Source organism: Streptomyces sp. NPDC052016 (assembly GCF_044548445.1).
Taxonomy (GTDB): domain Bacteria; phylum Actinomycetota; class Actinomycetes; order Streptomycetales; family Streptomycetaceae; genus Streptomyces.
Genome location: NZ_JBIUBX010000043.1, coordinates 21,864 through 33,870, shown reverse-complemented (window position 1 = coordinate 33,870; position 12,007 = coordinate 21,864). Strand labels below are relative to the sequence as shown.

Genomic DNA, 12,007 nt, shown 5'->3' with positions numbered 1-12,007 from the left:
CACCGAGGGCGCCCGTTCGCCGTGCAGCGACCCGGCGTCGTACGCGTGGCTGGAACCCGGGCCGTGGCCTTTCCGTCTTCCTGCGTCGGAAGCCTCGTCGGACCGTTCCGCGTGGGGGAGGAAGCCGTCTCGGCCGTAAGGTGACGAGCGCAATGCACCCTGGAAATTAATCAGATTCTAACAAATCGGCCATAAATTGAGACAAATATCATCGCTGTTCGCGCCGCGGACAGACCGCGGAATCCCGTCGCCCGTGTGGAGCCGGCCCCGGGCGAGACTCTGGGCCGTAGCGGGTGTCGCGGCCCTCGGATTCCTCGTCGCACTGGAAGTCGCCGCGCGTCGCTACGGCCTGCCCGGACCGATCACCAACCAGGTGCGAGAGGTGGTGTTCGCCCCGAAATCGGGCTTTCTGCTGTACGCCGGTATGGCGTTGATGATGGTGGTGCTCACCTGGCGGCAACGCCTCATCGCGGCCGCTGCCGCGATCGGGATCGACGTCGCCTTCCTCGCGGTCCGCTGGGCGGCCGGCGCCGAGGTCACCGACGGCCACCCCTTCGGCAACGGCGCGCTGTGGGTGCTTCTGGGCTGTGCGGTCATCGGCGTCACGCGTCGCACCGGCCGCGAACGCGTCCTGCTGCTCCAGGGCGTCGGACTGGGCCTGCTGCTGGTGGCCGGCCGCAAGACCGGCGACACCTGGCTGCTCATCACCTCGAAGACCCGCCCTGAGGTGCTCGACCAGTACGTGGCGACCGCCGATCACGCGCTGGGCAACCCGTCGTGGCTGGCGGGCCGGATGCTCACGGCCACCGGTGCGATCGGCTTCAACTTCCTCGACATCGTCTACGGTCAGCTCGCGGTGGCCGCCGTGATCGTCGCCCTGTACCAACTGCGCAACGTGGCGGCCGAGCGCCGCTTCCCCGGCCACCACCTCGTCCGCACCTTCCTGGTGATCGGCCTCCTCGGGCCGGCCACCTACATGATCTTCCCGGTGGTGGGACCGATCTTCGCCTACGGCACCGGCGCCGAGCACTGGGCGTCGGTCAGCCTGTGGGCGGACACGCCGTCCAGCGCGCACTGGGCGGTGGCCCACCTGTGGCCGCAGACGCCGCCGCCGATCGCCGGCCCGCACCACATGCCGTTCGACGGGATCACCCCACGCAACTGCATGCCGAGCCTGCACACGGCGTGGGCTGTCGCGATCTTCATCCACACCCGGCAGGGCCCGCGCGCTCTGCGCTTCGCGGGCACGTTCTGGCTGATCGCCACACTCGCCGCGACCCTGGGATTCGGCTACCACTACGGCGTGGACCTCCTGGCCGGCGTCGTGTTCACACTCACGATCGAGGCGGCGCTGCGCACGTACGACCGCGGGTGGGACCGCTCGGGGATCCTGCTGGTCGCCTACGGCGCGACGGTCTTCACCGGGCTCCTGCTGTCCTACCGCTTCCTGCCGCTGCGGATGGCCGAGCATCCGTGGGTGTCCGGACCGCTCCTCGTCCTGGCGATGACCTCAGTGATCTACGGCTACGTCCGGACGACCGCACTGTGGGAACCGGGCACCATGCCGGCGCGGCGCCCGGAACCGCTGCCCGAACCGATCTGACGTACGGAGCACGGGGCGGCGGGCCGAGCACCGCCCCACCCGTGCACCCGCCCCACCAGGCACCCGCTCCGCCCGTGCACCCGCCTCACCGGTCGTCGCCCTCGAGACCGGCCTGTGCGAGTGCCAGCATGTGCGCGGCCGTCAGGACGTTGCGTGGATCGGCGGCCGTGTTCAGCAACCAGGTCGCCACCGTGACCGACTCGCCGGGCGGAACGACCAGCAGCTCCCAGCGGCCCACGGTGTCGCAGTGCAGGGCGATGGCATGCGCTTCGGCATCCACCGGCGACAGGGCCACTTCGATCACGCGGCCGGGTGCCATGACCGTGCGCGGGGCGTCGGGCCACGCGACGGCGTCCACGGTGACGCGGGTGACGGTGCCGATGCCGGGGTGCAGCGAGCCGACCAGCGCGGGCAGCTCCAGTTCGAGCATGTCGCAACGCGGCCACCAGGCGCCGTCGAGCGGACCGCGGCCGCCACCCGGAGTGAGTGCCAGCCGGGCCACGGGCATCCGGTAGGTACGGTCTCCGCTCCGGGAGACATCCTCTGCCGACCTTCCGGTGGCGTCGTCCATGGTGCGATCCCGTCCCGGGCGGCCCGTGGGCCGTCCGTCTCCGCCGTTCGCCGGGAACGGCACCGCCGTGGCCGCGCCGCGTGAGCCGCTCCCGATGACGTCGGCGTACGTCCGGGCCACCGGACGGCGCCGTCCGAAGCTCGTGCGGCCCGCCGCGCCCCGGGGAGAGCGAGGCGCCGCGGCCTCACTGGTCCGAGTAGCCGATGTCCCCGATGGTCCAGGCGCTCACGTCCTTCAGCGCGACGCGGTACATGCCTCCCGTGTCGGGGATGCCGAAGCTGCCCTGGAGGATCCGGGCGACGTGGAAGTGGAGGTGCGTGGGCTCGTCGCCCCGTGGCCGGTCGCCGCTCCCCTGCGGAGGGGCGAAGGCGGGGGCGAACCGCCCCAGGTCCTCGGAGTCCCGAAGGACCTCGGCCACTCGCTCCTTCCACAGGGCTTCCGGGGCCAGCCGTCCCGTGATGACGGCTCCGGGAATCACCACGGTCAGGGACATCCGGCTGCTGCGCTGCGACTCCACCATCGCGGCGATCGCGACGAGCAGGTCGTCGGAGTGCTTCATGTCTCCGGAGCCTAGTCCGACGCCCGAAGGCGCGGGGCGTGAACGAGGAGGGCGTCACCAGCCCAGCGCACCGTCGTCAGCTCCATTCCGGGGCCTGCGCGACCGGAGGCGCCTCGTGGCAGGTGAAGCCGAGCCGGGTCAGCGCCCTGCGCATCTCACCCGTGGTGAAGTCGCGGCGGCTCTGCCTGGTGATCACTTCACCGACCTGCATCACGGGGTAGAGACGACTGCCGATGGTCACGGACACACCGGTGACGGGTTCGGGCGTGACTCCGCTCATCGACTGCTCGACCTCGCCTTTGGTCAGGTCGAAGGGGAAACGGGCGATGACACAGCGCATGGATGCCTCCACAGGGTTGGGGGAGAAACACCGGAGGGGCCGACCGCGCGACGGCGGTCAGTGGGTGAGGGCGAGGACGCCCAGGGCGTAGCCGTGCTCGTCGATGACGGGGGACGCGTCCAGGGTGCGGACCCGCATGGCGGCTTCCGCCTCGCCGAGGGCGGCCACGGACGAGGTGAACGGTCCACGGTCGAGCGCGATGTCCCGCAGCCGTGTCCGGTCGCTGTACCAGGAGCCGCCGCGGTGCGCGGAGAGCTGGGCCCGGGTGACCAGTCCCGCGCACCGCCCGTCCTCGTCCTGGAGCAGCAGGTGGGGGACGCGGGCGCCGATGAGCACGGACAGGGCCACGTCGACGGTCATGTGGTCGTCCACCTGGGGCCCGGGAGCGTGCATGGCGTCACCGGCGGTCAGGCCGGTGCCGTCGGCGTTCCCGGCCTGTCGTGTGCGGGGCGGAATCGGCGTCATGGGCTTCTCCTCTTCGTCGGGGCGGGCAGGACGGGCGAAGGCTCGCCCCGACCGGCTGGGAGCGGGTGCCGGCGCCTGGGCTACGGGTTGTTCCTCGGGCCGGAGCGGCGGGTTCGGGGGGTGGCGCGTCCGCTCCGCCCACGGCCTGCGGACGGTCCCCTGCGGCCGCGGCCGGCGGATCCCGTGCGGGGGCTCTGCTCGGCGACCGGTGCGGTGACGGTGACGGGCACACCGGAGGGGGTCCGGGCGCCGGTGATGCGATGCAGTTCCGCCTCGCCCGGTCGGATCCGGACGGTCTGCGCGGTGATGCCGGCGTCGGCCATCAACCGGTCCACCGCGCGACGCTGGTGCGGCAGGACGAGGGTGACGACGGTGCCGGTCTCGCCGGCGCGGGCGGTACGGCCGCCGCGGTGCAGGTAGTCCTTGTGGTCGCCGGGAGGGTCGACGTTGACGACGAGGTCGAGGTTGTCGACGTGGATCCCGCGGGCGGCGACGTTGGTGGCCACCAGGACCGTGACGTGGCCGTCCTTGAACTGGGCGAGCGTCCGGTTGCGCTGCGGCTGGGACTTGCCGCCGTGCAGGGCCGAGGCCCGCACACCGACGGACAGCAGGTGCTTCGCCAGCCGGTCCGCCGCGTGCTTGGTGTCGAGGAACATGATCACTCGCCCGTCGCGGGCCGCGATCTCGGTCGCGGTGGCGTGCTTGTCGTCGTCGTGCACGTGCAGCAGGTGGTGCTCCATGGTGGTGACGGCGCCCGCCGACGGGTCGACCGAGTGCACCACGGGGTCGTGGAGGTAGCGGCGTACCAGGAGGTCGATGTTGCGGTCCAGGGTGGCCGAGAACAGCATCCGCTGGCCGCCCGGACCGACTTGGTCGAGCAGTGCGGTCACCTGCGGCATGAAGCCCATGTCGGCCATCTGGTCGGCTTCGTCCAGGACGGTGACGGCGACCTGGTCCAGCCGGCAGTCGCCCCGTTCGATGAGGTCCTTGAGACGGCCGGGTGTCGCCACGACGACCTCGGCGCCGCCTCGCAGCGCACTCGCCTGGCGGCCGATCGCCATGCCGCCCACCACGGTGGCGAGCCGCAGACGCAGGGCGCGGGCGTAGGGGGCGAGCGCGTCGGTGACCTGCTGGGCCAGTTCCCGGGTGGGCACGAGGACGAGGGCGAGCGGCTGCCGGGGCTGGGCCCGCTGCCCGTCCAGCCGGGCCAGCGCGGGCAGGCCGAAGGCGAGCGTCTTGCCCGAGCCCGTGCGCCCTCGGCCCAGCACGTCCCGGCCGGCCAGCGCGTTCGGAAGCGTGGCCGCCTGGATCGGGAAGGGCACGGTCACGCCCTCGGCGCCGAGTGCGGCCAGCAGACGTGCGGGCAGGTCCAGTTCGGCGAACGTCTCGACCGCCGGCAGCGGCTCGGTGAGAGTGACCGGCAGGGCGAACTCCTGTCGGCGTGTGCCGGAGCGCGCTCCTTGGCCGCTCTTTCGCCCGGTGGACGGACGGGGGTTCTGCCGGCCTGTCTCCTGCGTGCGGAAGCGGCTGCCGCGAGCACCGCCTGCCGAGCGCTGGGAATCCTTGTCCGTGCGGAAGCGGCGGGAGCCGCCGCCGGTACCACGGGTGCGGTTCATGGAGGAACCTTCCTCGATGCGGCGCATCGAGGAATTCCATACGGCGGCCTGGGGCCGGACGCGGATTCGCAAGAATGGGCCGAGGGACATACGAAAAGCCGGGCCTCTCGGCGCTGAAGTCGGGGTCGTCGACGACGCGGGGAGTCCGGGGGATCAGAGAAACGCAACGAGCTGGGGCCCGCACCCCAAGAGTGCGGGCCCCAGCCACATCATTCGCGTCAGCGTCAGGCGGGAACGATGTTCTCGGCCTGCGGGCCCTTCTGGCCCTGCGTGACGTCGAAGGTAACCTTCTGGCCTTCCTGAAGCTCGCGGAAGCCGGAGGTGGCGATGTTCGAGTAGTGGGCGAACACGTCAGCGCCGCCGCCGTCCTGCTCGATGAAGCCGAAGCCCTTTTCCGCGTTGAACCACTTCACGGTGCCAGATGCCATATTGAATCTCCCTTGGGGGCAGTGCCGGATTCCGCACTTTACGGATCCGAGTCGCCGCGATGATCACCCCTCCGGAAAGATCCGGGAAGCTCTGCGAAAACAAGTCTTCGGTAACCAAAACTGCAACTGTTATCACGGTAACACAGGTCGGGTGGAAGCCCCCATCCCTTTTCCGTGTCGGCCCAGAAATACTCATCCGGCCGCAGCCCGCATTTCTGTAGCGGCGGGACTAGGTTTCTGCGCCGTACTCGTCCAGCTTCCGGCGCATTTCCCGGTTCAGGCGGAGGGCGTCGTCGAGCCGGTCCTCGAGGGAGATGATGCGGCACGCGGCCTCGATGGGAGTGCCCTGGTCGACGAGTTCACGGGCGCGGGCGGCGACGCGCAACTGGCGGCGTGAGTAGCGGCGGTGACCGCCCTCCGAACGCAGGGGGGTGATCAGCTCGGCCTCCCCGAGTGCCCGCAGGAAGGCCGGGGTGGCGCCGAGAACGGCGGCGGCCCGCCCCATGGTGTAGGCGGGATAGTCGTCGTCGTCGAGGTGCCCGGCGACCGGGGCGTTCTCAGCGGGCATGGCACCTTCGTCTCGGAGACCGGCGAGGGGGCCGGGCGAGCGTGGCACCCGCGCCCGAAGAACTCCCTCCGCCTCGCGACAACCCTAGCGGCAGGCAGGGATACATGCTCTCGCCGCGGCAGGTTTTCCCCTCCCGCCGGGCCAGGCTCGAGAGCGGTCCTCCCGGGACGACGGCCACTCGCACGAGCGGCAGAAAGGTCACCGTCAGCCCAGCCGCTTACCGGTTTCCGCGGTCAACGGCGCGCCAGTCGACGCTCGCCGTGGACTCCCCGCCGGTACGCGATGTCGTAGTAGCGGAAGATCGTCTCCTCCTGATCGGCGGGCAGTACGTCGTCCGTCCCGATCGAAGGCGCCTTCCGTACCTCCCCCCTGGCATGGGAGACCTTGACATAGCCGGGCCCCAGAACCGCCTCGTCGAGCGGGACGAAGACCAGGCGCTGACGGGTCGGCAGCCCCGTACGGACCGTGGCCATGGCCGGTTCGTCCGTGGCCGTGTCCACGTAGACGGCTTCGAGTGCGCCAATCTTCCGCCCCTTGGGGTCGACCACGTCCTGGTAGCGCCACTCCCGGACATCGGCCGCGCGGATCATGGCCGCTCCGTTTCTCCGCCGTCGCAGTCGAGGACTCCCCGGCGGTCATGTGTCGTCTCCCACCGCGGAAGGGCCGGCCCGGGGCACACGGACCCGTGGACGCCGTTCGGGAGGAGTCCAGGAACGCGGGCCGGCGGGCTGCCGGAAGAGCTCTCCCGGCCTTCTCGTCCCACGCTACTCCTGCGGCCGGCCGTCAGCGGGGCTCGTCGGTCTGCGCACGGCGGGCCGAGTGGTGCGATGCGGGCGACGGAACCCCCGGTCCGGGGGCGGACCAGAGGTTCCGATGACGTGCCTCGGGGGGATCACTCGGAGGCGTTGATCACCAGTTCGGCGTGGGCGTTGTGCGGCTGGGGGTCGTAGGGGGCCTGACGCGCGGAGGCGTGGAGCGTGACCGCGCCGGTGGCGTTCGGGACCACCCGGTCGATGCGCAGTTCGAAGGGGAACCGGATCCGGTCCTTGGGGCCGGCCCAGTGCCGCAGTTCGCACCGGTACGCGGCGGATCCCTCCGCCCGGCAGTTCTCCGGCGCCGAGACGACCGTGGTGCCCTCGGGCACCGCCACGGTCACCGTGCCGACCGGGTCACCGCTGCCGATGTTGGCGAACCAGGCGGGACCCTTGTTGCGGAACCCGATCGTGGCAGTGACCTTCTCCCCGGCCGCGCTGGTGACCTCGTCGCCCTGGACGGCGAAGTCGGCCGTGTTCTCCGCGGTGACCGGCGTGCTGGTGGAGTTGTCCTCGGGGTTCCGGTCCTGGGTGCCCTCGAGCGGCTGGACGTCGACATCGAGTCGCTCCGTCAGGGCGTGGGACGCCACGGTGAGCCGCAGCGGCTCCGGCAGGGTGACGGTGGCGCCGGGCTCCACGACGGTGTCGAAGGTGCAGTCCAGCAGGCCGCCCGGCATGTACTCGGTGTCCAGGACGGGCGGGGTCCAGGCGCAGCCCGGGTAGGTGGTGGCGAACTCCAGGCCGTAGGTGTTCCACGCCTGGAGGCGGAAGCCCTCCGCGGCCGCGTCGCCGTTGTTGGTGACCCGGACGGGTACGGTCAGGGAGGTCCCGGGGGCGACCGGGCCCACCGGCGCCGGCCCGGTCGTCAGGCTCAGGTCCGGCGAGGGTACGGACTCGACCGTGACCGGTGTGCTGCCCCAGTGGGTGTACAGCACACCGTCCGGGCCGTCGGTCTCCGCCTGCCCGTGGTGGCCGATGCTCAGCTCCGCACCGGCCGGGGCGCCCTCCACGGTCCGGAGCCCGATGGTGACCTGGGGCCCGTCGTAGGTGCCGCCGATGTCGCCGACCTCCCAGATGTCGCACACGGCGCTGGTGCCGGACCCGGACAGGAAGCAGTTGTCCGGCACCGAGACCTCGGCCACGCCCGCCAGCTCCGACAGGTCGAGGGTGAGCACGCCGTTGGCGACGTGGTGGTCGCCGTTGTCGTGGTACAGGCCGAACGAGAGCTCCTGGTACGAGCCCGGTGCGGCGGACAGCGTCACTCCCTCCGGGGACTGCACCCACAGCATGTCGCTGGCGGCGGAGGCCGGCGTGGTGCCGAGCACGCCGGCGCTCAGCGACGCCGCTGCGACGAGCGCGTACGCGCCGAGCCGTCTCCTGCGGCCGGTGGCGGTTCTCATGACAACTCCCAGGTCGTAGGGAGATCCACCCGTGGCGACGACCCTGGGGGCCACGGCACGGAGTGATCGTTTCCGCTGTTGGACGACCGGGACCTGCCGGAAGTTGTGCCGGGCACGGGCGTCGACACGGGCTGCGGCGCCGGCCTCGTCGCGCCCGTGCGGCGACGAGTGGGAGGCCACTGCCGGCCGTGCCGGACGGCCGGTGTGCACGGACCGGCACGCGGCCGGTGACCGGCGAAAGCAGCGGAAAGGCCCGGGTCCTCGGACCTGGGCCTTCTCCGTGCAGCGGGTGACGAGTGGCGCACGCGCGCTCTCGGCTCGGGAAGCGATGGCGCGTGCGCGAGCGCACCGGTCGACGGGCAGACCGTGTGCCCGCCCGCGCCCGCGTGATCAGTTCGAACCGGGACCGGAACGGTCGGATGCCTCGTTCGCGGCACGGCGGTACTCGGCGTTGATGCGCTGCGCCTCCTCGAGCTGGTCCTCGAGGATGACGATGCGACAGGCAGCCTCGATCGGGGTTCCCCTGTCGACGAGCTCGCGGGCGCGGGCGGCGATCCGCAGTTGGTAGCGGGAGTACCGGCGATGTCCGCCTTCCGAGCGCAGCGGAGTGATCAGACGGGCCTCGCCGATCGCGCGCAGGAAGCCAGGGGTGGTGCCGAGCATCTCGGCGGCCCGGCCCATGGTGTACGCGGGGTAGTCGTCGTCGTCCAGACGATCGCTGAGCGGATTTTCTGCTGCCATGTCACCTCGTTGTGCAACGCGTCGAGGGGCCCTGGTGCCGTACGGCACCAGGGCCCCGAAGGAAATGAAACACCATCTGCCGGCCCTCATGCTCGGCCGACCTTCGGTTTCCGCTACCCGGCCCGGTAAGGGGAGGGGTGCGGGGATCGCGACTGCGTGACCGGGAACCACCATCCATTCCGGGGTCTTGCGGTACCCGGACCGGGAGTTCCTCGGACCGGGCGATCCTGATGGCGTCTGCTCCTCCGTCCTTCCTCTGGATCAACCACTCTGAACGGGTACTGCGGTACTGCTCGGTGGTGCTGTCGGCAGCCCCTCGACCTGCGGGCTGCCCAGTGCGGCTCTCAGTCCCGTCACCGTTCTGCGAACGTCTTGGCTTCGGAACTCCAGAGCCGCCCTGACCTGCGACTTCAGATACTGCTACCCGCCAGTTCGTGTCTGCCGGGTCTGGCTAGACCGTGTCTACGAGAAAAATGCTAATCCTGCCAAGAGCCGATGTCTACTCTCACAAGAGTAGAATTTGGCGTGCAGGGATGGCAGGCATCCTGTGGTCGTGATGACGGTGGACCAAGTCGTCGCGGGGCGACGAGAACGGACACGCCGCCGTGTCCCGACGGGGCAGGTCAGGGCCGGCCCCGACCTGCGCGGCCACGGCGGCGACCCCGTCAGCCCTGGGACGGAGAAGAAGAGATACTGCGGGGGCGTTCCACGCCCGGCGCGGTGATGACGACCGGGACACCGGAAAGCGTCCGGGCGCCTGTGACGCGGCTCAGCTGACGCGGCTCAGCTGACGCGGCTCAGCTCGACGGGCCGGACGGCCGTGCAGGGCGAGTCCGCGCGCGGGATGGGTGGGCACGTCTCGTGCGTGACCTTCGTCGGGGGCGCCCAGCAGGGAATTGCCGCAACGGGCGAGCGGCGCGGACGATCCGGACGAGCCGAAGTCGGTGCGGGACGGAGCCTTCCCGTCGCGCGCCCTGAAATGCAACGAGCCGGGGCCCGCACCTTTTCGGTGCGGGCCCCGGCTGCGAAGTATGTGTCAGCGCCGGGTGTCGGCGGGGACGATGTTCTCGGCCGTCGGGCCCTTCTGGCCCTGCGCGATGTCGAACGACACCTTCTGGCCCTCCAGCAGCTCGCGGAAGCCCTGGGTGGCGATGTTCGAGTAGTGGGCGAAGACGTCGGGGCCGCCGCCGTCCTGCTCGATGAAGCCGAAGCCCTTTTCCGCGTTGAACCACTTCACGGTGCCAGTAGCCATTGTGTTTCTCCTTCGGAGGCGGTGTCAGGAATTCGCACTGTGCGAATTCCGTGTCGCCGTGATGATTAACCCGTCGGAAATGAACCTTCTGGCAACCACACCTGCAACTGACACCGACACTAGCACGGTGCGGTCGGCCCGGCATGGTCGACAATTCCGATCCGGCCGGCGGGGCGGGGAATACTCGTCGTGCCCCGCACCTAATTCTCATTTCACGGGCACAGATATTGCTTCCCGCGGGCGTGGCCTCCCTGCCGAGCGCTTCCGCTCACAGCCCTGTGACCTCCGTCGACGGGAGAGGTGCCGCTGCCCTCGTCGTCAGTGGCAGGCGCAACGGCGAACACGCCGGGACGCCACTGCCGAGTGGAAGGTCACATCCCCCAGGCGGGTCGTGGGGCGGCACCACGGTGACTGCGGTTGTCCCGCCACAGCCCTCGTCGTACGTCCTGGCCAGCGGGTTTCAGCGCTCCGGAACCGGCCCCCGGGGCTGAAACCGGGTTGAGGCCGTTCTGAACCGGCCGGGTCGCAAGCTCTGCGGCATGACGACGACGAACCAGGAACTCGCGATCGCGGCCACCGGGCTGCGGAAGGCCTACGGGGACAAGTCCGTCCTCGACGGCATCGACATCCATGTGCCCGTCGGCACGGTCTTCTCGCTACTCGGGCCGAACGGCGCGGGCAAGACCACGACGGTCAGCATCCTGTCCACGCTGATCTCCGCCGACGGCGGCCGGGCGCGGGTCGCCGGGCACGACCTCACGGCCGACGCCCAGGCGGTACGGGCCGCGATCGGTGTCACCGGCCAGTTCTCCGCCGTCGACGGCCTGATCACCGGCGAGGAGAACATGCTTCTCATGGCCGACCTGCACCACCTCTCCCGCAGGGAGGGAAGGCAGGTCACCGCCGAGCTGCTGGAGCGCTTCGATTTGGTCGAGGCCGCGAAGAAGCCCGCCTCCACCTACTCGGGCGGCATGAAGCGCCGCCTCGACATCGCCATGACCCTGGTCGGCGACCCGCGCATCATCTTCCTCGACGAGCCGACCACCGGCCTCGACCCGCGCTCACGCCACACCATGTGGCAGATCATCCGCGAACTGGTCTCCGGCGGCGTCACCGTCTTCCTCACCACCCAGTACCTGGACGAGGCCGACCAGCTCGCCGACCGCATCGCGGTGCTCAACGGCGGCAAGATCGCCGCCGAGGGCAGCGCGGAGGAGCTGAAGCGGCTCGTCCCCGGCGGCCACGTACGGCTGCGCTTCTCCGACCCGGTGGCGTACGAACGGGCGGCGACCGCCCTGCGCGAGGCCTCCCGGAACGACGAGGCGCTCACCCTGCAGATCCCCAGCGACGGCAGCCAGCGCGAGCTGCGCGCCGTCCTCGACTGGCTCGACGCCGCCGGCATCGAGGCCGACGAGCTGTCCGTGCACACCCCGGACCTGGACGACGTGTTCTTCGCCCTGACCGCCGGCGGCCCCACCCCCGCCCGGTCCCTCGACAACGACCGGCCCACGGCCGACGCCCACCCCACCGACCCGGCCCGGCCCACGACCCACGCCGGCACCGACAAGGAGACCGCCCGATGAGCTCGACCACGACCACGAGCGTGACGACCAGTACCGCCCCCCGGTCCCGGCACGCCCACCCCTTCCGCG

The 12,007-nt window shown here is 70.9% G+C and carries 13 protein-coding genes; 2 read left to right on the top strand and 11 right to left on the bottom strand.

The features are described 5' to 3' along the window. The first annotated feature begins 253 nt into the window (after positions 1-253). On the top strand, positions 254-1,603 hold the full coding sequence (locus tag ACIHAR_RS37705; protein ID WP_400023760.1) for a phosphatase PAP2 family protein: 1,350 nt from the start codon (positions 254-256) through the stop codon (positions 1,601-1,603). 85 nt (positions 1,604-1,688) lie between these two features. Here the strand turns inward: ACIHAR_RS37705 and ACIHAR_RS37700 are convergent, their stop codons facing one another. The 11 genes from ACIHAR_RS37700 to ACIHAR_RS37650 all read right to left on the bottom strand — a co-directional run bounded on the left by ACIHAR_RS37700 (position 1,689) and on the right by ACIHAR_RS37650 (position 10,355). Continuing rightward, positions 1,689-2,111, bottom strand: coding sequence for a DUF5994 family protein (locus ACIHAR_RS37700; protein WP_365463646.1), 423 nt, complete (start codon positions 2,109-2,111; stop codon positions 1,689-1,691). Positions 2,112-2,358: 247 nt separating this feature from the next. Next, on the bottom strand, positions 2,359-2,733 hold the full coding sequence (locus ACIHAR_RS37695; protein WP_365463608.1) for a hypothetical protein: 375 nt from the start codon (positions 2,731-2,733) through the stop codon (positions 2,359-2,361). Positions 2,734-2,809: 76 nt separating this feature from the next. Further along, positions 2,810-3,073 carry an SCO5918 family protein gene (locus ACIHAR_RS37690; protein WP_365463611.1) on the bottom strand — a complete coding sequence of 88 codons (264 nt, stop codon included), beginning with the start codon at positions 3,071-3,073 and terminating at the stop codon, positions 2,810-2,812. Between the two features lie 57 nt (positions 3,074-3,130). Further along, complete coding sequence (locus ACIHAR_RS37685) at positions 3,131-3,538, bottom strand: CBS domain-containing protein (protein WP_400023757.1); 408 nt, start codon at positions 3,536-3,538, stop codon at positions 3,131-3,133. A gap of 80 nt (positions 3,539-3,618) precedes the next feature. After that, the gene (locus ACIHAR_RS37680) at positions 3,619-5,154 is read right to left on the bottom strand and encodes a DEAD/DEAH box helicase (protein ID WP_365463617.1); all 1,536 of its coding nucleotides are present in this window, start codon (positions 5,152-5,154) and stop codon (positions 3,619-3,621) included. Positions 5,155-5,378: 224 nt separating this feature from the next. After that, positions 5,379-5,582 (bottom strand): cold-shock protein, encoded by a 204-nt coding sequence (locus tag ACIHAR_RS37675; RefSeq protein ID WP_007383480.1) that lies wholly within the window; start codon positions 5,580-5,582, stop codon positions 5,379-5,381. Between the two features lie 229 nt (positions 5,583-5,811). Beyond that, positions 5,812-6,150, bottom strand: coding sequence for a MerR family transcriptional regulator (locus ACIHAR_RS37670; protein WP_365463619.1), 339 nt, complete (start codon positions 6,148-6,150; stop codon positions 5,812-5,814). Positions 6,151-6,383: 233 nt separating this feature from the next. Further along, positions 6,384-6,740, bottom strand: coding sequence for a PRC-barrel domain-containing protein (locus ACIHAR_RS37665; RefSeq protein WP_365463622.1), 357 nt, complete (start codon positions 6,738-6,740; stop codon positions 6,384-6,386). Positions 6,741-7,042: 302 nt separating this feature from the next. After that, positions 7,043-8,362, bottom strand: a complete 1,320-nt coding sequence (locus ACIHAR_RS37660; protein WP_400023754.1) for a hypothetical protein — start codon at positions 8,360-8,362, stop codon at positions 7,043-7,045. Between the two features lie 390 nt (positions 8,363-8,752). Further along, the gene (locus ACIHAR_RS37655) at positions 8,753-9,103 is read right to left on the bottom strand and encodes a MerR family transcriptional regulator (RefSeq protein ID WP_365463631.1); all 351 of its coding nucleotides are present in this window, start codon (positions 9,101-9,103) and stop codon (positions 8,753-8,755) included. Positions 9,104-10,139: 1,036 nt separating this feature from the next. After that, the gene (locus ACIHAR_RS37650) at positions 10,140-10,355 is read right to left on the bottom strand and encodes a cold-shock protein (protein WP_365463634.1); all 216 of its coding nucleotides are present in this window, start codon (positions 10,353-10,355) and stop codon (positions 10,140-10,142) included. 539 nt (positions 10,356-10,894) lie between these two features. Between ACIHAR_RS37650 and ACIHAR_RS37645 the strand changes: the two genes are divergently transcribed. Further along, complete coding sequence (locus tag ACIHAR_RS37645; protein WP_400023752.1) at positions 10,895-11,938, top strand: ATP-binding cassette domain-containing protein; 1,044 nt, start codon at positions 10,895-10,897, stop codon at positions 11,936-11,938. Positions 11,939-12,007 lie beyond the last annotated feature (69 nt).